Raw genomic sequence first — 20,236 nt, 5'->3', positions numbered from 1 at the left:
AAGCGGTGGCCGGCGTCAGGGTATTTGCTCCCGGTTGCGCCGGGACCTGACTGTCTTGTTGTTGGGGGTTTCTATTGTTTCCCATTCGGCGTGGTGGTAGGTTTATGCACAATGTGGAAGGTTTTAGTGACCGACGAAATGCGGATCGGCCGGCTCAGCGACCCCCGAGCCGAGGTTGACTACCGGCCCGGAATGCCGAGGGAAGAGATCCTCGAGGCCATCGCCGAATACGACGCCCTGATCACCCGTAGCCGTACCCAGGTCGACGCCGAGCTCTTGGCGCGGGCGACGCGGCTGAAGGTGATCGGGCGCGGAGGGGTGGGAGTGGATAACATTGACCTCGAGGCCGCATCCCGCCGTGGTATCTTGGTGGTCAACGTTCCCGAAGCCAACACCCGCTCCGCCGCCGAGCTGGCCTTCGGCCTGCTCATCGCCGCGGCCAGGGGCCTTGCCCTTTCCGATCGCAAACTGCGTGCGGGCGAGTGGGACCGGAAGTTCCTCGGCCGGGAGCTCATGGACAAGACGCTGGGGATCGTGGGCCTAGGGCGTATCGGCGGGCAGGTGGCGCGGTTTGCCAAGGGCTTCGACATGCGGGTCATCGCCTACGACCCCTATGTCCCCCGCTCCCGCGCCGAGGCCCTCGGGGTCGTGCTCTACGACGAACTCGAGGACATGCTCCACCGGGCCGAGTTCCTCACCGTGCACACCCCCCTCACCGAAGAAACGCGGGGGATGATCGGGCGCAGAGAACTCTACCTGCTACCGAGGGGGGCCGTGGTCGTCAACGCCGCCCGCGGCGGGATCATCGATGAGGCCGCGCTTTTGGAGGTTTTGGAAGAGGGCCACCTCTTTGCCGCCGGAATCGACGTTTTCGCCCAGGAACCCCCGGCCAAGGAACATCCGCTCATTCAACACCCGCGGGTGGTCCACACTGCTCACCTGGGGGCGAACACCCTCGAGGCCCAGCACCGCGTCGGCCAGGCGGTGCTCGAGCGGGTGCTGGCGGCGCTCGAGGGGGAGATCGCTTACGCCATCAATGCCGGCTTCGACCCCGAGGCCTTCCAGGCGCTCAAAGGCTTCGTGCCCCTCGGGGAGGCTCTGGGTCGGTTTTTGGTCCAGGTCACGCGCGGCCGGGTGCAGGCGGTGGAGGTCGGGTTTTACGGCGAGTTCGAGGCCGATCCCGAGCCCATCGCCACCGCCGTGGCCAAGGGGATGCTGGAACGGGTTCTCTCCGAGGGGGTGAACCTGATCGCGGCTCGGCCTTTGCTCAAGGAGCGCGGCATTCGCCTTCGGACCCACCGCGAGGCGGAGAGTCCCGGATATACCCAGCTGGTCGAGGTACGGCTGCATACCGAGACCGAGGCCAGAGTGGCGAAGGGAACGGTCCTGGGCAACACGCTGCGGCTGGTGGAGGTGGATGGCTACCCGCTGGACGCGGTGCTTGAAGGCACGATGGTGGTGTGCCTCAACTACGACCGCCCCGGGGTGGTCGGGCGCGTGGGGACCTTGCTTGGAGAAGCCGGGGTCAACATTGCCGGGATGCAGCTCGGCCGCGACCGCCCGGGTGGAAAGGCGCTTTTCGTGCTGAATGTCGACGAGCGGCCCGGTGGCGAGGTGCTCGAGGCCCTCGAGACGCTGGAGCTGATCGAGCGCGTGGACGTCGCCGAACTGTGAGCGAGCGTCCGCCACCAGGTGGAGGTCGAGGCGTGCGAGTGCGACTCTTGACACCAGGACCGGTCGAGCTTCACCCCAGGGCCAGGCTGGCTCTGACCAGGCCCCAGCTCCACCATCGCACCGAGGAAGCGAAGGGCGTCCTCATGGAGGTCAGGGCGCAGATGCGCTGCGCGTTTACCACCGAGGGCGAGGTGGTGGCGCTGACAGCGAGCGGCACCGGGGCCATGGAGGCGGCTCTCGCCGGGCTTTTTCGCCCAGGCGAACGGGTCTACGTTCCGGTGGCGGGCAAGTTTTCCGAGCGCTGGGCCGAGATCGCCGAGGCCTGGGGGCTCGAGGTCTACCGCCGCGACTATCCCTGGGGCCATGCCCTCACCGAGGCCGATGTGGCGCGGGACCTCGAGGATGAGCCCATCGCCGGCGCCCTACTGACCCATTCCGAGACCTCGACCGGCGTCCTGCACCCCCTGCCCGCGCTCGCCGGGGCCATTCGCTCGTGTTGTCCGGAAGCCCTCGTGGTCGTGGACGCGGTGACGAGCCTCTTCGTCGCCCCCTTCGCCCTTGACCCCTGGGGGGTGGACGCGGCGGTGACCGGGAGCCAGAAAGGGTTGATGCTCCCCCCGGGGCTCTCGTTCGTCGCCCTGGGGCCGCGGGCCCTGTCCCGGCTCGCGCCCCGGGGCTACTACACGAACCTCGCAGCTGAGCTCGCCAAGCAGCGTCAGGGCGAGGCCGCCTTTACCCCCGCCGTTCAGCTCTTGGTCGCGGCGCGCGAGGTGCTCGAGGTGCTGCTCGCTGACCTCGAGGGTCACCTGGAACGCAAGCAAAGGGGCAATGACCGGCTCTATGAGCTCGGACTCGAGGCTGGGCTGAGGCCGGTCCCCGAAGTTCGGAGCCCGGCGACCGCCGCCTTTTACCTTCCGCCTTCCCTCAGTTATGCCGCGCTCAAGGACGCTTTCCTGCGCCGGGGCGCGGTCATCGCCGGCGGCCAGGGCCCGCTCAAGGGCCGGATCTTTCGCGTTTCGCTCATGGGCTACTTCGATGAAGCCGGTGAGGCCTGGGCGTTCGAGACCGTTCGGGCGGTGTTGGCCGAGGTCCTTTGAGCGGCTACTGAGCGCTCTCGAGGTCGGGGCGAAGCCTGGTGGCTTCGCGCAGATAAACGTGCCTCACCTCCTCGGGGTTGCGGGTGGTGTTCCAAAGGGCCAGAACCCGGATGACCCGGGGCAGGCTTCCGGGGACCGGAACCTCGCGCGCGGAAAGGAGCGGCACCCGGTTCATGCCCAGCTGGCGTGCCGCTTCAGCGGGAAAGGCTGAAGAGAGGTCCTCGGTCACGGTGAAGATGATGGCCGCGATTTCGCTGTGATCTTTGATGCCGTTGGCCTGTAGGATCTTGAGCAGAAGCTCGCGCGTGGCTTCGTGGATGGCCTTGGGGGTGTCTTCGTCCACCGTGATCGCGCCGCGGATGCCTCGGACCATGGCGCGATTGTATTACGAAGGCCGTTGCTCGGGGAGCAGCGTGTCCTTGCTCAGGAGGTAGCTGAGCACCACGGCGGGGAGTACAACGGGGAGGACCCGGTAATCGGCGAGCTCGCTCGCCAAAGCCACCGCCGCCAGTGGTGTTCGGACGGCGCTCGCCAGCAGGGCGGCCATCCCGGCGAGCGCCATGGCCTCGGGGTCCACCGGCCAGGGAAGGGCGCGGGCGAAGATCAACCCCAAGAGCCCGCCGAGCACCAGGGTGGGCGTGAGCGGCGCCCCGTAGCCGCCGAGCCCCACGAAGAGCGACTGCAACAAAAAGCGCAGGGCGAGGAGAACCGCCAGCGTTGCCGTGGCGAGAACCGGTGCTGTCGAGACCTCGATCCACCCGAGTCCGTCGCCGAGCACCTCCGGGGCTGCGGTGGCGAGCGCCGAGAGCGCGAGCCCGAGGAGCAGGTGGCGCTGCCAGAAGGTGAGCCTTTGCCTCAGGCCCGAAATGGCGTGGGTGAGGCTGCTGAGCAGGCTGGCCCCGGCGGCCCCGGCGAGGCCGAGCCCCAAAGCCGCGAGGATATCGATCTGACCGATGCTGCCCGGGGCGAGATCGATGAGCGGTCCGTAGCCGAGAAAGGCGCCGGAAACGGCAAACCCGGCGAAGGCCCCAACCAGGGCGGCGGTGAGCCCCTGGGCCTCGAGGCGAAAGCCTTTATAGAAGATTTCGGTCGCGAGCAGCGCCCCCGTCAGGGGGGCGTGGAACGCCGAGGCAAAGCCAGCCGCGAGCCCGGCGAAGATGAGGTTGGCCTCTTCCGCCGGCCCGATCCACTTCGTCGCACGCCGCCCAACCCAGTCGCCGAGCACGGCCATCGGGCCCTCGCGCCCCAGGGGGCTTCCCGCCGTGAGTTCGACCAGGCTGCCGGCGATGTATCGGAGCTGGGTGGTGAGGGGCATGCGCTCATCCGAGTGGAAGGCGAGGATGAGCCGGGAGAGGCCCCGGTTCGAGCCGAGGAAGGAGGCCAGGGCGAAGATCGCCGGGACCAAGAGCAGCCCCACCCACGGGGTCGGGTTGCTGAAGACCTGGCCGAGCCCGCCTTCTCCGGAGGGGCCTGGCGGAAGGTAGCCGATCACGCCCCCCAGCCACCACGCCTGAAGAAAGGCCAGTACCCGGGCGAGCGCCGCGGCTAACATGCCCACCACGGCGCCTGTGGCGGCGTAGAGCAGGAGAAGATGGGCCACGTTAACAGCCTACGATGCTTTCGGATGCCATGCCGGGTCGCAGGACCGGGATTTCAAGCCCCAGCGCTTTCCTCCCGCCAAGCACCGCCCAGCCGATGGCGCCTTCCGGGTCGATGCCCTGGACCCTAAGCGCCCGAACCTCGTCCCAAACATCGAGGCTTTCGGCGCTGCCCAGCGAGTCGGTGCCGAGCGCCAGGGTCACCCCGTGTTTTCGGTAGAGGTCGTAGGGGGGGAGTCCGCTTTGGAGGTTGATGTTCGATCGTGGACAGCTCACCACGGTCGCCCCCGCCTGGGCCAGGGTTTGGACGTCGCCCTCGTCGACCTTCACCCCGTGGACGAGCGTGGGCTGGGCCTTAAGCACCCCGAGCGATGCGAGATAGGCGATCGGGGAGAGCCCGACCGGGTGGAGGTCTGGCGGCGCGCCCCGGGACCGGAGAAACTCGGCCAGCGGCCCCGTTCGGTCGTGGAAGTAGTCGTACTCGGCCTGGCTCTCCGCGGCGTGGATCTGGAGGGGGATCCCCTCTTCCCGGGCCATTTCCGCCAGTGCGCGCATGAGGCTTGGGGTCAGGGTGTATGGCGCGTGGGGCGAGAGGCCCAGGCGAGGTCCTCGAGGACGCTCGAGCGCTTTCCAGCGCCGAATGCGGTCCCGGGTTCGTTCGATCAGCTCCTTCTCGCGGTGTGGGGGGAGAAGCCCGACCACCTCCCAGTAGACCACGCCCCGAAACGGCGATTCGGTGAGCCACCACTCGACGAGGGCCGCATCCTTGGCCACGATGTCCCCGACCAGCGTCTGCCGCAGGTGCGTTGCCGCTTTTCGCGCCGTCCCCAGGGTCCTGGTCGCCCCGATCTGAATCATCCGTTCGATAAAGCCTACGAACGGTCCGCGGTAGGTGGGGATGACGCCGACGTCGAGGTGGGTGTGGGCGTTGACCGGGGGCAGCCCCAGGTAGTTGGGAAAGCGCCGCCGGGGAAGGTCTGGATACCGCGCCTCGAGCGTGGCCAGGTCCCCGAGCTCTCGGATCCGGCCGCGCTCGATAAGGATGGCTACGTCTCGCCTCGGCCCCTCTGGACCCAAAATCCCCAGCGGAGCGCTGAGCAGAACGGTTTCTCTACTTTCCGTGGCGACGCGCTCGCACCCTGGCATCACGCGGTTTCGGTGGCTTTTTCCCCGACCAGGTTGTAATACACGTCCCGCTCTTTGGGAATGAAGCCGGCCTCACGGATGAGCGATCGGATTTGCTGAACCGTGGCCCGGGTTCGATCGTAGCCGCCGGCGGCGCTGACCACGTTCTCCTCGAGCATGGTCGACCCGAAGTCGTTGGCGCCGTAGTGGAGAGCGAGCTGGGCGACGCGGAAACCCATGGTGGGCCAGCTCGCCTGGTGGTTGGGGATGTTGTCGAGCGCGAGCCGGGCGATGGCGAGGTTTTTCAGGTACTCGTGGGCGGTCGCGCCCGGGGCGCGGCCCCGGTAGGCGGTTTCCTCGGTCTGCAGCGTCCACATGGCGAACGCCGCGAACCCTTGGCCGTAGGCGTTTTTCGCTTTGTCCTGCTGCCGGCGAATGATGTCGAGGTGAATCGCCCGTTCGCGGGGGCCTTCGCCGAAGCCGATGACCATGCTGGCCAGGGTGTAAAGGCCGAGGCTCTGGGCCGCGTCGACGATCCGGAGCCAGTCCGCGGTCGGGATCCGGCGCGGGGCGGCGCGGTGCCGCACGGCGTCGACGAGGATCTCGGCCCCGGCCCCGGGCATGCCGTCGAGCCCAGCGTCTTTGAGCCTGGCCAGGATCTCCTTGGCCGGAAAGCCGGTGAGGCGTTCCAGGCCGAGGATCTCCTCGGGGCTGAAAGCGTCGATGCGCACGCTCGGGTGGTGGGTTTTCAGGTAACGGAGCAGGTCCTCGTACCAGGAGAGGGGAAGATCGGGGTGCACCCCGCCCTGCATGAGGATGCGCCGGCCCCCGACGGCCTCGAGTTCGGCGATCTTTTGGCTGATTTCCTCGTATGAGAGGACGTACGCCTCGGGGCTTTTGCGGGCCCGCCAGAAGGCGCAGTAGGGGCAGCCGATGGTGCAAACGTTGGAATAGTTGATGTTGCGGTCGATGAGGTAGGTCACGACCCGGGGGTCGGCCTGGTTGAGCCTGCGCTCATGGGCGGCCGCTGCGAGCTCGGAGAGCGGGAACTGGTCGAGGGCTTCGATCTCCTCGAGGTCAAGACGGTGTCCGGCCACGGCCTTCTCGAGCAGGTCCATGGCCTTATCCTGACATTTCGTTGCCCGGCGCGCCAGGGTAGCGGGGTCGGGGGAGACCCGGGGCCGTGGTAGAATGGCATGAACCAGGGAAGAAGGTGAGCGCGTGGCCCTCAAGGCCCCCGGCGCGGCGTCGTGTACGGTCGAGAAAGCGAAAGGTGACTCTATGATGGAAGTCCACTGCAGGGATTTGGGATTTGATTGCGACGAGGTGGTGCGTGCGGATACGGAGGGTGAGGTCATGGACATGGTCATGGCCCATGCCAGCGCCGACCACGAGATGACCGAGACCGCCGAAGAGATGATGAAAAAAGTGCATATGGCCATGCACGAAGCGCATTAGCGGTCGCGTGCCCTTTGTCCGGCCGGGCCCCCGTGGCCAGGGCCGGATTTTGATGGTAGTTATAGAACATGGAACTCAAGCTGGTGGCCATCGAAAAGCCCGAGGAAGTCAACGTGATCCTGGGCCAGGCGCACTTCATCAAGACGGTGGAGGATATCCACGAGGCCCTGGTGGGGGCGGTGCCCGGCATCCGTTTCGGGCTCGCCTTCAACGAGGCCAGCCAGGCCCGGCTGGTCCGGCATTCGGGAACCGACCCCGAGCTCACCCGTCTGGCGGTGTCCAACGCCTTACGCGTGGGTGCCGGTCACTTTTTCATCGTGGCCCTGGGGGCGGGGGTCTATCCCATTAACGTTTTGCCCCACCTCAGGCGGGTTCCTGAGATCGTACGCTTTTTTGCCGCCACTGCGAATCCGATCCAGGTGGTCGTCGCCGAAGCGGGTGAGCAGCGCGGAGTCCTGGGGGTCCTCGACGGGCTCACGCCGCTTGGAGTCGAGGAAGAAGAGGACGTGCGGGAGCGGATTGGGCTCCTCCGTAAGTTCGGCTACAAGCTGGGCGGGTAAAAACCGCCGTGGCACACGCCACGGCGGGGAAGAACCGCCGGCCCAAAAAGCCTAGTTGCCCCGGCGATCGAGGGCCCGGGCGTGGCCCTCGAGGCCCTCGCTCCGGGCCAGCCGGGCGGCGGGAGTGGCGAGGCGGGCGGCGGTCTCCGGGTTGAGGCTTACGAAGGGGATCACCTTCACGAAGTCGCGGACCGCCAGGGCGGCCGTGAACCTCGCCGTTCCCGAGGTGGGCATGACGTGGCTCGGACCGGCGATGTAGTCGCCGAAGGCTTCCCCCGAATGCTCCCCGAGAAAGACGCCGCCGGCGTTTTGCACCTGGCCCAGCCAGGCGTAAGGGTCTTCGACCGAGAGGCAGAGGTGTTCGGGGGCGTAGAGGTTGGCGAGGCGCATCGCCGCTTCCAGGCTTTCCGCGATGATGATGCCGCCGTTTTCCAGGGCTTTTTCGGCCACCTCCCGGCGGGGGAGTTCCGCCAGCTGGGACCCGACCTCGCGCTCGACCGCGTCGGCGAAGGTCTCGCTCAGGGTAATGAGCCAGGGCTCGGCCAGGCGATCGTGCTCCGCCTGGGCCAAAAGGTCGGCGGCGACGAGGGCGGGGTTCGCCGTCTGGTCGGCGATGATCAGCGTTTCCGTGGGGCCGGCCAAGCCTTCAATCCCCACGTCGCCGAAGACTTCCTTCTTGGCCAGGGTGACGAACAGGTTCCCCGGGCCGACGATTTTTTCCACCCGGGGCACCCGCGCGGTGCCGTAGGCGAGGGCGGCGATGGCCTGGGCGCCGCCCATGGCAAAAAGCCGGTCGGCGCCGGCGATCCAGGCCGCGGCCAGGATGGCGGGGTGCGGGTCGGGCGGGGTGGCGATGATGATCTCCTTCACCCCGGCCACGCGGGCGGGCACGACGGTCATCAGGACCGTGGAAAGAAGCGGGGCGCCGCCGCCCGGGACGTACACCCCGACCCGCTCCAGGGGACGGACGAGCTGGCCCGTGAGCCCGTCGGGTCCGGCTTTGACGAAGCCCCCCCGGGGTTCCTGGCGATAGAAATCCCGGATGCGGGTTCGGGCGGCCTCGAGGGCCTCCCGCAGCTCGCTCGCCAGGCCATCGTAGGCCTCGCGCCACTGCTTTTTCGGCACCTCGTAGGCGGGCGAACGATCGAGCCGTTGGCTCCAGCGATCGAGCGCCGGGTCGCCTTCCTCCGCCACTTCGCTCACAATGCGTCGGACGGCCTCTTCGGGCGTCAACGGGGTGCCGAAGAGCTCGGCGATGCTCGCGGCAAGCCTTGCGCTTTTGGGGTATTTGAGCCGGCGCGCCCGAAAGCGCGGTTCGACCTCGCTGGCAGTGTATCGTTTCATGAACACGCCTCCGTCTACCGGGAGATGGCTCTCCTTCGCTGGGTAGCTTTTTTGCGCCTTTGTCGCTTTTTCGTGTTGGGGCGCTCCGAAGGTTTGCTCGTGCCCTCGTAGGCCTCGGTGAGGTTGGCTTCGAAGTAGTGCTGGCCCAGCTGCTGCACGAAGCGAACAGGTCTTCCCTCCGAGTCGTAATAGATGAGGCTCAAACCGGGGCGAAGCCGGATTACCCGGGTGTGGATCGGGCCCCAGGGAAAGTTGAGGGTCTCTTCCCCGACTACGGTCGCGTGGACCCGCCCCCCGACCAGGTGGAGGGTGCGCGCCTCGCCCTGGAAGTGCGAAAGGGCCAGGATGAGGGAAAGGGGGTCGTGGTAATCGACGATATAGGGCAGCACCACGTCCTTGCCCACCACCACGCCTTCGCTGCGGAGAAACTCGAGGTCGAAGACCCGAGTCTCCCGACCCTCGACCCGTTCGCTGTAGCGCAGTGGCAGGCCGCTCGCGTCCATCTCGCTGATCCACTCCTGCCGGGTTCGTGGCAGGGGGAGCCGCACGTCGGCCAGAAGACGCATGCGCAACCCCCGTCCTTTGCGCTCAAGGGTCAGTGTTTGTTCGCCCGCGGGCATGCCCGCATACGTTAGGGCGTATTTCAGCTCCAAGGGCGCCCTCATTGGCCCCATCCTAACAATTCCATGCCCTGAAAAGGGCGCTGGCGCGTTGCCTTTTGGCTTCGTAGACTAGGGGTTGTGACCGATCCCGAGCGTATCCGCAATTTCTCGATCATCGCCCATGTCGACCACGGCAAATCGACCCTGGCCGACCGCATCCTCGAGGTGACCCGATCGGTCAGCGAACGCGAAATGCGGGCCCAGTTCCTCGATAAGCTCGACCTCGAGCGCGAGCGCGGTATCACCATCAAGGCGGCGGCGGTCCGTCTGAACTACGAAGCCCGGAACGGCCGTACCTACATCTTCAACCTCATCGACACCCCCGGCCACGTTGACTTTCACTACGAGGTCAGCCGGGCGCTGGCCGCGGTCGAGGGCGTCCTCTTGGTGGTCGATGCTTCGCAGGGTGTGGAAGCGCAGACCATCGCCAACTTCTTTTTGGCCCTGGAGCACGACCACACCATCATCCCGGTGATCAACAAGATCGATCTGCCCAATGCCCGCCCCGAGGAGGTGGCCCTGGAGATTGAAGAGACCCTCGGTATCGCCGCCGACGAGGCGATTTTCACTTCGGCCAAGACCGGCGAGGGCGTGGTCGAGGTCCTCGAGGCCATCGTCGAGCGGATTCCCCCGCCCAGGGCCCGCGAAGACGCGCCACTTAAGGCGCTCATCTTCGATTCCGTCTACGACAAATACCAGGGGGTGGTCCCCTACATCCGCGTATTCGAGGGCAGCGTGCGGCCGGGGGATCGGATCCGGGTCTGGTCCACCGGCGAGGCCTACGAGGTGGAGCGGGTTGGGGTTTTCCGAGCGCGCGGCATCGAGGCCACGGAGGCGCTGGGGGTCGGCGAGGTTGGCTGGCTCATGGCCGGGATCCGGGAGATTCAAAGCGCCCAGGTCGGTGACACCATCACCCACGACGAGCGACCCACCGACGCCCCCTACCCCGGGTTTAAGCCCGCAAAGCCCGTGGTGTTCGCCGGGCTCTTCCCGGTCGATTCCCAGGCCTACGGCCGGCTCCGCGACGCGCTGGAAAAGCTTCGCCTGAATGACGCCGCCCTCACCTTCGAGCCCGAGAGCTCCGACGCGCTGGGGTTTGGTTTTCGGGTGGGGTTTTTGGGTCTGCTGCACGCCGAGATCGTCCAGGAGCGTCTGGAGCGGGAGTTCGACCTTGAGCTCATCGCCACCGCCCCCAACGTGGTCTACAAGGTGCAGACCAAGGGCGGTCGCGAGATCGAGATCCACAACCCCTCCGATCTTCCCGACCCCACCGAGATCGAGGCCATCCTCGAGCCCTACGTCCGCCTCTCGGTCTACGCCCCGGAAGATTACGTGGGGGCCATCATGCAGCTCTTGCAGGAAAAGCGCGGCCGGATGCAGAACATGCTCTACCACGGCAAGCGGGTCGAGCTCATCTACGAGGTTCCTTTCGGCGAGATCCTCTACGATTTCCATGACCGACTGAAATCCATCAGCCGAGGCTACGCCAGCATGGACTACGAGCAGATCGGCTACCGGCCCGGCGACCTGGTCAAGGTCGATATCTTGGTGCACGGCGATAAGGTCGATGCCCTCGCCTTCATCGCCCATCGCGAGAAGGCCTACCGCATCGCCCGCCAGGTGGTCGATCGGCTGGCCGAGGTCATTCCCCGCCAGCAGTTCGCCGTGGCGGTCCAGGCCGCGATCGGGGGCAAGATCATTGCCCGGGCCACGGTCAAGGCGCTGAGGAAGGACGTGCTCGCTAAGTGCTATGGCGGGGACGTGACCCGGAAGAAAAAGCTCCTGGAACGCCAGAAAGAGGGGAAAAAGCGACTCAAGGCCATCGGCCAGGTCGACGTTCCACAGGAAGCGTTCCTGGCGGTTCTCAAAGCGGGTCGCGAAGAGTAATCGCTTTCTTCATCCGCGCTCATGGGTACCGCACTACACTCGAAAGTGTAGTGCTTGAAAAAGCGCCCCTGGGGCGCGGAGGAGGTTTTTGTGACAGCCGACAACGTCAGGGATGTGGCGTATCGTTTGATTCAGCGGGTTTTCCCCTCGCCGAGGCCGTTTGGCGTCCGGTTTTGGGACGGGACCTACCTGCCCGCGGAGTCACCGGATGGGGAAGAGGTCGTCCTGGTTCTGAGACGACCGGAGTTTTTGGCCAGGCTCCTCGAGCCACCGCTCGATCTGGCGGTTGGGGAAGCGTACCTCGAGGGCGACTTCGACGTTGAGGGCGACCTGGAGAAGGCCCTCGGCATCGTTGAGTCGCTGGCGCCGCGTCTGAATCCGCTGGAGTGGGCCGTGGTGCTCAAAGACGTCGCGGCGCTCAAAAAAGGCCTGCGCGACCTCGGCGTCGGGGCCCGGTTGAAGGGGCGGGTCCATTCGAAAGAGCGTGATCGCCAGGCCATTCAGTACCACTACGACGTTTCCAACCAGTTCTACCAGCTCTGGCTCGATAAACGCATGGTCTATTCCTGCGCCTATTTCCCCGACGGCAACGAGAGCCTCGACGAGGCGCAGGAGAAAAAGCTCGACCACACTTTGAAAAAACTGAGGCTCCGGCCTGGCGAGCGCTTGCTCGACGTTGGCGCGGGGTGGGGCGGGCTCGTGGTGCATGCCGCTGAGCGCTACGGCGCCGAAGCGCTCGGCGTGACGCTCGCCGAGCGCCAGGTCGAGTATGCCCGGGCGTTGGTGAAGGAGAAGGGCCTCGAGGACCGCGTGCGGATCGAGCTCCTCGACTACCGCGACGTTCGGGGGACCTTCGACAAGGTCGTCAGCGTGGGGATGGCCGAGCACGTGGGGCGTGAAAAGCTCCCCGAGTACTTCCGCGTCACTTACCAGAGCTTGCGGCCCGGCGGGCTCATGCTCCACCACGTCATCACCCGGGGTCCGGTTCCGAGCCGCTTTTCCCCGACCCTGGCCTCGGGTGAATTCCTCCGCCGCTACGTTTTTCCCGACGGGGAGATCCTGCCGCTGTGGGAGCATCTGAAAGCTGCTGAGGAAGCTGGGTTCGAGGTCTGGGACGTCGAGGACCTGCGCCCTCACTACGCCAAAACGCTCCGCCACTGGGTGTCAAGGCTGAATGCGCGCTTCGACGAGGCGGTGCGGGAGGTCGGCGAAGCCCGCGCGCGTCTTTGGCGGCTCTACATGAGCGCATCCGCCTATCAGTTCGCTGCCGGTCACCTCGCGGTGCACCAGGTGCTCCTGGCCAAGCCGGAGGAAGGCGGGGGCGTGACGCTTCCGCTCTCTCGCGCTGACCTCTACTGCCCTCGAGGCTGACCTGCCAGGTCCAAAGCCATGCAAAGAACGCCCCCGGTCTCCGCTGGGGGCGTCTAAGCATCCTTGAGTCGTCGACGAGGCCTTCAGGTTTTGCGACCCGCTGCACCCCTGGTGGGATGGGCCGGCTATGAGGTGTTTTAATCCTCTACGAGGCATTCGGGCTTTGCGACAATCTCGTTCGACTGCAAGCGAAAAAGAATCATGTGTTTCAATCCTCTACGAGGCATTCGGGCTTTGCGACCGATCTCCATCGCAGCATTTTCATAGGCGTTAGCCTGTTTCAATCCTCTACGAGGCATTCGGGCTTTGCGACCAGACACGAGAATTAAGGACCTGGTCCAACAGGCCATGTTTCAATCCTCTACGAGGCATTCGGGCTTTGCGACAAGACTTGCGTATTCATCGCAAGGGGAGTGTAAGACAGTTTCAATCCTCTACGAGGCATTCGGGCTTTGCGACCACCGAAGTACCTAGCGGCGGGAATGCCCTGAATCATGTTTCAATCCTCTACGAGGCATTCGGGCTTTGCGACGGTCACCGGTGAGGGCGGTTCGGTGCAGGTGGTTGTGGTTTCAATCCTCTACGAGGCATTCGGGCTTTGCGACCACCGAAGTACCTAGCGGCGGGAATGCCCTGAATCATGTTTCAATCCTCTACGAGGCATTCGGGCTTTGCGACGGTCACCGGTGAGGGCGGTTCGGTGCAGGTGGTTGTGGTTTCAATCCTCTACGAGGCATTCGGGCTTTGCGACCTCTTAGGGCAGGGGGTGCCCTTGTCCAAGGCGTTGTTGAACCCATTTTCGCATGCGGCGGCGTTATGCACAAGGCACTGTAATCGGTCAACACATCTGAGACTCTTTTGGGGACCGACTCCTTTTGGATCATAGCCAGGAACTCAAGAGGCGCAAGGCCGTGTAATCGGTCAACACATCTGAGACTCTTTTGGGGACCGACTCCTTTTGGATCATAGCCAGGAACTCAAGAGGCGCAAGGCCGTTGAGCGCACGATGGGGCCTCCTGCGGTTGTAGTAGTCCAGGTAGGCGTCGAGCTCCCTTTGGAGCTCGGGGATCCGGGAAGGCAACGGCCGGGTGTAAAACTCCTCCCTGAAGGTCCGCTGCATCCGCTCCACGTGGCCATTGAGCTTGGGACTTCTCGGGGGCAGCACGAAGAGCTCGATACCCAAACGTTGGCAAGTTTCCTCAAACTCGGCCATGAACTCGCTGCCCCCGTCCACCTGAATGGCCCTGACGGGAAAGGGGGCCTGGGTGATGAGGTGGGCCAGGAAGCCAGCTGCTAGGTTGGCCGTGGCCCGGGTGTGCACCTCGGCCAGGGAAAAGCGGGTGTAAAGGTCTACCGCCGAAAAATGCTTGACGACCTCCCCGGGTCCTAGGGTCACGGTAAGGGTGTCCACCTGAACCAGGTCGCCGGGTGAGGAGGCGACGTAGCTTTTGGGTTTCCTCCTGGCGTAGGGGCGCCTGGGCCTTCGCTTCACCTTCCCCCGTCTCGCCCGGGCCAGGAAGGCGGCCACGCTTTCAACACGACGGTGCGCTCCCAGGTGGGCCAGGATGCGGCCCACGGTGCGTTCGCTAACCCCAAAGCCTTGCTTCCCCAAGGCCAGCCAGATCGGCCAGCGGCCCCAGGTGGGGTTTTGCTTCCTCAAAGTTTCAATCGCAATGAGAAGTTCGGGCGTCCAGTGGAGCTTTCGTCGCAACCGCCTTGGGCGTTTGGATCTGGGCACAAGGCCTTTGAGGCCTTCTTCCCTGAGTCGCTTTTCCCAGCGGTAGTAGGTGGCCCGGCTGATTCCCACCAGGGACTGGATCTCGGACCAGTCCACCTTGTGTTTCCGGAACGCCTCGACTTGTTTGAGCTTTCGCAGACGGTCTTGGACCGTGGGGTCGCCCGCTCCAGCCTCCTGGAGCACCTGGGCTTTCCTCGCCCCCCTCCATACCTCCCGGCCAACCGTTGTAAGCTGCATACGTGGGGACCTCCTCTCTCCTGGAGTGGTCCCCACATTCTTATCGATTCGGTCTCACATGTGTCTGTCCGGGTTCAGGCACCGGGAGGAACTGGGCTTTGTGGGCGGGGTTTTTGCGTCCCCAAGCGGGACGCACGCGATGGCTGAACACAACGACCGTATGCATCACGAAAAGGCCTTGGCTATCGGATATTCTTTTAAGCACCGTGGGCACCTTGCATAAGTGGCGTCCGCGCTCGCAGGCGGGTGTCTCTGGATTATGAGAAGCCGTCAGGTAAACTGAGCGGCATAGGAGGCAACCGTGGAAAGACTGGAGCGTCTAAGGCGCGTCATTACTGCGGCGAAAGCGCATCCCATCTACGAGAAAAAGCTGCGGAACGTTGACCCTGAAACGTTTCAAGAAAGCGACCTCCAGGAAATCGAGCTCACGCCGCGTGAGGAATGGCTCGCCTATCTGGAGGACCACCCCGAAGTGCCTGACGGTGCGGCGCTGGTCCATCTGACCCCCAGCCCGCGGCTTGGCTGGATGCCGGAATTTATGTCGCTGGCCGATGTTGAGCTCCAGTGGCAGGGGCTGGCTCCATATTTCCAGACCCTGGGGCTCGGACGCTCCGCCCTCGTCACCTTTAGCTATCACGTGTTCGCTGGCGGGTGGCTTTTCCACCAGGCCCTAATGGGCGCCGGCGTTGCCGTGTTTCCCCACGGGCCGGGCGAGGCGGCGCGGGTGGCCGAGCTGGTTTCCCGTTTTCAGATCGATACGCTGGTGACTAACCCATCGTTCGCGTTGCGACTCGCCGAGGCCGGGGTTCGGGTCAAGAAAATGATTGCGGCCGGTGAACCCTTCACTTCGGTCCCCGGTTTTCGTGAGCGGGTCGAGGCGGCCCTGGGGGCGAAGGCCTTCGATGTGTTCGGTTCTTCGGAGCTGGGACTCGTGGCAGGGGAGAACAGCGACCAGGATGGGCTTTACGAACTTCCGCTCATGGCCGTGCTCGAGGTCCTCGATCCCACGACCGCCAAGCCGGTGCCTGCCGGCGAGCGCGGCGAACTGGTCGTAACCTCGCTCACCCGGACGCTGATGCCCATGATTCGTTTCCAGACCGGCGATCTGGCGTTGTTCGGCGGCCTCCGGGCCGGGCGGGTGTACCTCCCTCGAGGTGTCATCGGCCGCGTCGATCAGATGGTGAAGGTCAAGGGGGTTAAGCTCTATCCCAGCGAACTCGCGCCCTTGCTCCGGGCCTACGGGGTTGAGCGCTACCGGGTGGTGATCGAGAAGAAGCCTTCGGGCACCGACGCGCTGATCCTCGAGATCCAGGGCGATGCCGTTCCTGAAGGGCTGGAAGGCGCGTTGCGCGAGCGCACCGGCCTTCGGGTTGACCGAATCGAGGTTTTGCCTGAGGTCCAGGGCGGACTTTTGGAAGATCGCCGCTCGGCGGAAGACGGTGCCACCCCTGCCTGAGGGGCGCATGGCACCCGGGTTTTTATCCCCCCGCGTGGCTTGTCACGACGGGGGGTCAGCGTTCTCCGTTTTTATCCTTGCTCGGCATGAAGGGGTTTGGAATGTCGGGCAGTGGCGTGAAGCGATCGACGGTGTCGATCAGCTTCTGCGCCGTCGTTTCCCGGAAGGCCACCACCTCCACCCGGATGCCCCGGTCCATGAGGACCTCGAGGATGTCGACGAAGTCCCCGTCGCCGCTGCCCAGGACCACGACATCGAGGCTGTCCATTAACCGCACCATGTCGGCCACGATGCCCATGTCCCAGTTGCCCTCGTAGATGGGCTTACCCTCGTCGGTGGTGTGGTGCAGCTGGAGCGTCATGCGGCGGACCCGGTAGCCGATGGTCGAGAGCTTATAGATGAACGGCCAGGCCGAGGTGTCGCCTTCGCGCTCGACCACGTAGGCGATGGCGTGGACGAGCTCGCGTCCCTCGGTGGCGAACTTGAGGAGACTCTCGAAGTTGATGTTCCTTTCGTAGTTCTCACGGGCAGAGTGGTAGAGGTTTTGGGTGTCAACGAAGAGACCCACCCGCGGACGTGCCCGGCATTCGGCCATGGTTATTCCTCCCCCTTGCTCGGGTGTTCGTGGACGAAAACGTCATCGGGTTTGACCCCGTAATAGCGTTGACGGACGCAGATCCGGTCGGGTTCGATCTCGACCACCGCGTAGCTCGGCGTGCCTTTGCCCCGAACCCGGTTGGTGGTGGCGGTGCCCGCGTTGACGATCAGCATGTGTTCAAAGCGCCAGACCCAGGGAACGTGTTTATGGCCGGTGAGGACCAGCGCGACCTCGTGGTCGACCAGGATCTTGAGCAGATCGCCGGCGTCCTGAAGGATGTTTCGCTCCCGCCCGGCACCGGGCACGGGGAGGAGGTGGTGGTGGGTGACGAACACCTTGGTTTCGCCCGCCTCGGCGTGGGCGAGGGCCTCCTCGAGCCAGGGGTAGATGGTGCGTCCGATGCGACCCTCATCGAGGTCGGGTTCTGAGGAATCGGCGGCGATCAAGTAGACCCCCGGCAGGCGGTGGGTTTTGTAACGGGGCCCGAAGAGTTCTTCGAAATGGACGTAACCGACGTTTCTCGAGTCGTGGTTCCCGGGCGTGATGAGCAGAGGAACCTCGATCCTTTCGATCCAGCGCCTCGCTTCCCGGTACTGGTTGGCCAGGCCCTTGTCGGTGAGATCGCCCGCGAGGACCACGAGATCGGGGCGGTCGCGATTAATCTCTTCAATGAGCCTCTCGAAGAGTTCTGGCTGGAAATGGGCAGAGCCGACGTGGATATCCGACACGTGGTAGAGACGCGGCATGCTCCGGATATTCTACGCCATCGCCGGGGAAGGGGCTCAGGGGAAAGGCAGAGCCGCCGACCTTGCAGAGGTATGCGGAAAGGCCCGTGGGTACTGGCTCAGGGTTCTTGCCAGCAGTAGGGTTTGATCGACGCTGCCCTTCCGTTTTCCATTACCAGCTCGGTGGCGCAAAACTGCGCCGGGCCCTTGGCGGCCCGAAAGGGCTGGGGCCGGGCGGTGAGGAAACGCTGCAGAAAAGTTTCGGCGTCGCCGCCGATGATCGAGTGGTAGGTGCCGGTCATGCCGACGTCGGTTTGGTAGGCGGTGCCTTTTTCCAGGAAACCGGCGTCGGCGGTGGGGACATGGGTGTGGGTACCCAGGATGGCCGAAACGCGGCCGTCGAGATAGTGGCCGAGGGCGTACTTCTCGCTGGTCACCTCGGCGTGAACGTCGACCAGCGCGTAGTCATACGGACGTGCTTCGGCGAGCACCCGATCGGCGGTTTGAAAGGGCGAGTCGAGGTTTGGCTCAAGGAAAATCCGCCCCATGAGCTGGAAGACCAGCAGGCGCTGACCTCGGACCTCGAGGACTTCCCAAGCCTTTCCCGGCGTGCCCGGAGGGTAGTTGGCGGCGCGCAAGATCGGCTCGCGCTCGATCAGCTCGTAGACCTCGCGGTTGTCCCAGGCGTGATTGCCGAGGGTGATCAGGTCCACACCGGCGTCGCGGAGGCGCCGGTAAGCCTTTTTGGAAAGACCCTTGCCCCCAGCGCTGTTCTCCGCGTTTGCGATGACCAGGTCATAGTTCCCGCGGATGTCGGGCAGGTGGAGGCTCACTGCTCTGAGGCCCGGTTCGGACATGACGTCGCCAATGAAGAGAAGACGCATACCGTCATTGTAAGGTTGGGAATTGGCGCGACGCGTTCATGGCCTCAGGCGGTTTGGTGCTGTTGGGCCGTCATATCCAGACGCAGTTCCGGATTGGGCAGGTTCAGGGGATCGTGCCAGCCGACGTCCTCGAGGGCCTTCTTCCACAGCGCGTAGCTCTCCTTTTCCACCAGGCGGGTGGCGGCAAGTCCCACTTCCGGTCCGCCCCGGGCGATGACCGACTCGACCCAGGCCCACCGGGCGCTGACCGCACGCATCTCGATCCTCGGGCGGTGGCGTCTGAGCGCACGCTCGATCTTCTTAAGACGGCGTTCGACCACCTTGATTCCGGCGAACCGGTCGGCGAAGTGGGGGGTGTGGCGCTTGGGAACGAAGGGGCTGATGCCGAGCACCACCCTGGCGTAGCGAGAGAGCTCGAGGGTGAGCTCGATCATCTCCTCGATATCTGCGTCGGTTTCGGTGGGCAGGCCGATCATCTGGTAGAGCTTGAAGCTTTTAAAGCCCGCTTCCCGGGCCACCTCGGCGGCCCGGATGAGGTCTTCGGTGCGAATTTGTTTTTTGAGCAGTTCCCTGAGGCGCTGGCTCGGTCCGTCGGCGGCGAAGGTGAAGCTCTGCAGGCCGCCTTCGTGCATGAGGGTGGCGAGCTCGAGGTCGACGCGGTCAGCCCGAATCGAGGAAAAGGAAAAACGCTGGCCCCGCTCCACCAAGGCCCTGGCCAGGGGCTTGACCCAGGGGTAGTCGGTGAGCGCCGCGCCGATCAGGCCCACCTTGGGGACGTCTTCGGGGATGGCCTCGAGAACCCGATCGAGGGGAACGTTACGGGTGGGACCGTACATCACCCGGGCCAGGCAAAAGGTGCAGGGCCGGGGGCAGCCCCGTTCGACCTCGATCAGGAAGGTGTTGGAGAACTCGGCGTTGGGCGTGATCATCTGGGCCCGGGCGGGGAGGGTTTCGGGTCTGGCGGTGGCCCAGTGAGGCTCGACCTCCATCCGGTCGGGCAGGAACACGCCGGGGAGACCTTCGATGAGATCGAGGAACGCGTCTTTGCTCGTGGCCTGGCGATAGGCCTCGATCAAAAGGGGGATCGTCTCTTCTCCATCGCCAATCAGAATCACGTCGGCGAACGGGGCCAGGGGCCAAGGGTTTGAGGAGGTCAGCGGGCCGCCGATGAGGACGATGGGCTCGTCGGGATCGCGTTCTTCGCGTAAGGGGGTGAGTCCGCTGCGCAAGAGGAGCCGCACCAGATTGACGAGGTCGAGTTCGTAGGCGATCGAAACGGCGAAGAACTGGCCCTCCGCAGGGCGCCGTCCCGATTCGTAGGTCCGCAAAGGCCCGGGGAGCTCTTCCAAAAACACCCGTTCGGCGACGACGTCGGGTTCGGCGTTGAAAAACCGGTAGGCCGTCTGGAAGCCCAGGGATGCCATCCCTACGGCGTAGGTGTTGGGGTAGGCGAGGGTGATTCGGATCGGAGCGTCTTTAAAAATCGCCCCCCGCTCTGCAGCGAGGCGCGATTCGATCATCCGACGGAGGTCACTCACTTAGTCAGATTCTAGCAAAATCAACTCGGAAATCCTAGCTTTGGCCCCGGGCGTTGCTCCTTTCGGCCCAGCGCACGATCCAGTAAACGATCCCGGCGATCACGAGCGCGGGAACGAGGAAAGCGAGGAGCGCGGAGATGAGCTTGGAGATGGCCAGGAAGACCTTGCCCAAAAAGACCATCAGCCACCCGCCAAGCCAGAAGACAACGAGCACCACGACGGCGATCAGTAAACCGAGCACCACCCATTCCAGAATCTCTTCCAAGCTGTAGCCCAACACGGTG

19 protein-coding genes and 1 CRISPR repeat array are annotated in these 20,236 nt (G+C 64.8%); of the genes, 7 read left to right on the top strand and 12 right to left on the bottom strand.

Annotated elements, in window-relative coordinates; genetic code table 11:
• Positions 1 to 111: 111 nt before the first annotated feature.
• Both serA and ACZ5BT_RS01030 read left to right on the top strand, forming a co-directional pair.
• Positions 112 to 1,674 (top strand): phosphoglycerate dehydrogenase, encoded by a 1,563-nt coding sequence (serA, locus tag ACZ5BT_RS01035; protein ID WP_464884785.1) that lies wholly within the window; start codon positions 112 to 114, stop codon positions 1,672 to 1,674.
• Between the two features lie 32 nt (positions 1,675 to 1,706).
• Positions 1,707 to 2,771, top strand: coding sequence for a pyridoxal-phosphate-dependent aminotransferase family protein (locus tag ACZ5BT_RS01030; RefSeq protein WP_464884784.1), 1,065 nt, complete (start codon positions 1,707 to 1,709; stop codon positions 2,769 to 2,771).
• A 4-nt stretch (positions 2,772 to 2,775) separates the two neighbouring features.
• Here the strand turns inward: ACZ5BT_RS01030 and aroH are convergent, their stop codons facing one another.
• The 4 genes from aroH to ACZ5BT_RS01010 are packed head-to-tail and all read right to left on the bottom strand — an operon-like array spanning position 2,776 to position 6,612.
• Positions 2,776 to 3,144 (bottom strand): chorismate mutase, encoded by a 369-nt coding sequence (aroH, locus tag ACZ5BT_RS01025; protein ID WP_464884783.1) that lies wholly within the window; start codon positions 3,142 to 3,144, stop codon positions 2,776 to 2,778.
• A 12-nt stretch (positions 3,145 to 3,156) separates the two neighbouring features.
• Complete coding sequence (locus ACZ5BT_RS01020; protein WP_464884782.1) at positions 3,157 to 4,371, bottom strand: chloride channel protein; 1,215 nt, start codon at positions 4,369 to 4,371, stop codon at positions 3,157 to 3,159.
• Between the two features lies 1 nt (position 4,372).
• Positions 4,373 to 5,515, bottom strand: coding sequence for an amidohydrolase family protein (locus ACZ5BT_RS01015; protein WP_464884781.1), 1,143 nt, complete (start codon positions 5,513 to 5,515; stop codon positions 4,373 to 4,375).
• Positions 5,515 to 6,612: a CofH family radical SAM protein gene (locus ACZ5BT_RS01010; protein ID WP_464884780.1), complete on the bottom strand. Its 1,098-nt coding sequence runs from the start codon at positions 6,610 to 6,612 to the stop codon at positions 5,515 to 5,517. The genes ACZ5BT_RS01015 and ACZ5BT_RS01010 overlap by 1 nt, the downstream gene beginning before the upstream one ends.
• A gap of 103 nt (positions 6,613 to 6,715) precedes the next feature.
• Between ACZ5BT_RS01010 and ACZ5BT_RS01005 the strand changes: the two genes are divergently transcribed.
• Positions 6,716 to 6,952 carry a DUF1059 domain-containing protein gene (locus ACZ5BT_RS01005; protein ID WP_464884779.1) on the top strand — a complete coding sequence of 79 codons (237 nt, stop codon included), beginning with the start codon at positions 6,716 to 6,718 and terminating at the stop codon, positions 6,950 to 6,952.
• A 68-nt stretch (positions 6,953 to 7,020) separates the two neighbouring features.
• On the top strand, positions 7,021 to 7,512 hold the full coding sequence (locus ACZ5BT_RS01000; protein WP_464884778.1) for an adenosine-specific kinase: 492 nt from the start codon (positions 7,021 to 7,023) through the stop codon (positions 7,510 to 7,512).
• A gap of 51 nt (positions 7,513 to 7,563) precedes the next feature.
• Here the strand turns inward: ACZ5BT_RS01000 and hisD are convergent, their stop codons facing one another.
• Together hisD and ACZ5BT_RS00990 are read right to left on the bottom strand one after the other, a co-directional pair.
• Positions 7,564 to 8,856 (bottom strand): histidinol dehydrogenase, encoded by a 1,293-nt coding sequence (gene hisD, locus ACZ5BT_RS00995; protein ID WP_464884777.1) that lies wholly within the window; start codon positions 8,854 to 8,856, stop codon positions 7,564 to 7,566.
• A 14-nt stretch (positions 8,857 to 8,870) separates the two neighbouring features.
• Complete coding sequence (locus tag ACZ5BT_RS00990) at positions 8,871 to 9,521, bottom strand: DUF3108 domain-containing protein (protein ID WP_464884776.1); 651 nt, start codon at positions 9,519 to 9,521, stop codon at positions 8,871 to 8,873.
• A 75-nt stretch (positions 9,522 to 9,596) separates the two neighbouring features.
• On the opposite strand from ACZ5BT_RS00990, the gene lepA reads away from it, so the two are divergent.
• Together lepA and ACZ5BT_RS00980 are read left to right on the top strand one after the other, a co-directional pair.
• On the top strand, positions 9,597 to 11,405 hold the full coding sequence (gene lepA / locus ACZ5BT_RS00985) for a translation elongation factor 4 (RefSeq protein WP_464884775.1): 1,809 nt from the start codon (positions 9,597 to 9,599) through the stop codon (positions 11,403 to 11,405).
• Positions 11,406 to 11,495: 90 nt separating this feature from the next.
• A complete protein-coding gene (locus ACZ5BT_RS00980) occupies positions 11,496 to 12,776 on the top strand; it encodes a class I SAM-dependent methyltransferase (RefSeq protein ID WP_464884774.1) in 1,281 nt (426 codons plus the stop codon).
• Positions 12,777 to 12,910: 134 nt separating this feature from the next.
• A CRISPR array of direct repeats spans positions 12,911 to 13,527; the repeat unit is 36 nt; unit sequence GTTTCAATCCTCTACGAGGCATTCGGGCTTTGCGAC.
• A gap of 129 nt (positions 13,528 to 13,656) precedes the next feature.
• Here the strand turns inward: ACZ5BT_RS00980 and ACZ5BT_RS00975 are convergent.
• Positions 13,657 to 14,751 (bottom strand): integrase core domain-containing protein, encoded by a 1,095-nt coding sequence (locus ACZ5BT_RS00975; protein ID WP_464884672.1) that lies wholly within the window; start codon positions 14,749 to 14,751, stop codon positions 13,657 to 13,659.
• Between the two features lie 301 nt (positions 14,752 to 15,052).
• Here ACZ5BT_RS00975 and ACZ5BT_RS00970 point away from each other — a divergent pair, with 301 nt between their 5' ends.
• Positions 15,053 to 16,207 carry a phenylacetate--CoA ligase family protein gene (locus tag ACZ5BT_RS00970; RefSeq protein ID WP_464884773.1) on the top strand — a complete coding sequence of 385 codons (1,155 nt, stop codon included), beginning with the start codon at positions 15,053 to 15,055 and terminating at the stop codon, positions 16,205 to 16,207.
• 55 nt (positions 16,208 to 16,262) lie between these two features.
• On the opposite strand, the gene ACZ5BT_RS00965 is transcribed toward ACZ5BT_RS00970, so the two are convergent.
• The 5 genes from ACZ5BT_RS00965 to ACZ5BT_RS00945 all read right to left on the bottom strand — a co-directional run bounded on the left by ACZ5BT_RS00965 (position 16,263) and on the right by ACZ5BT_RS00945 (position 20,232).
• The gene (locus ACZ5BT_RS00965; RefSeq protein WP_464884772.1) at positions 16,263 to 16,802 is read right to left on the bottom strand and encodes a LabA-like NYN domain-containing protein; all 540 of its coding nucleotides are present in this window, start codon (positions 16,800 to 16,802) and stop codon (positions 16,263 to 16,265) included.
• Between the two features lie 2 nt (positions 16,803 to 16,804).
• The gene (locus tag ACZ5BT_RS00960) at positions 16,805 to 17,551 is read right to left on the bottom strand and encodes a metallophosphoesterase family protein (RefSeq protein ID WP_464884771.1); all 747 of its coding nucleotides are present in this window, start codon (positions 17,549 to 17,551) and stop codon (positions 16,805 to 16,807) included.
• 98 nt (positions 17,552 to 17,649) lie between these two features.
• Positions 17,650 to 18,414 carry a TIGR00282 family metallophosphoesterase gene (locus ACZ5BT_RS00955; RefSeq protein ID WP_464884770.1) on the bottom strand — a complete coding sequence of 255 codons (765 nt, stop codon included), beginning with the start codon at positions 18,412 to 18,414 and terminating at the stop codon, positions 17,650 to 17,652.
• A gap of 44 nt (positions 18,415 to 18,458) precedes the next feature.
• Positions 18,459 to 19,952 carry a B12-binding domain-containing radical SAM protein gene (locus ACZ5BT_RS00950; protein WP_464884769.1) on the bottom strand — a complete coding sequence of 498 codons (1,494 nt, stop codon included), beginning with the start codon at positions 19,950 to 19,952 and terminating at the stop codon, positions 18,459 to 18,461.
• Between the two features lie 34 nt (positions 19,953 to 19,986).
• A complete protein-coding gene (locus tag ACZ5BT_RS00945; protein ID WP_464884768.1) occupies positions 19,987 to 20,232 on the bottom strand; it encodes a hypothetical protein in 246 nt (81 codons plus the stop codon).
• Positions 20,233 to 20,236: the final 4 nt, after the last annotated feature.

This window comes from Vulcanithermus mediatlanticus, from assembly GCF_055385885.1.
Note: the sequence above shows the minus strand (reverse complement) of the source record. Positions and strands in the feature narration are given on the sequence as shown.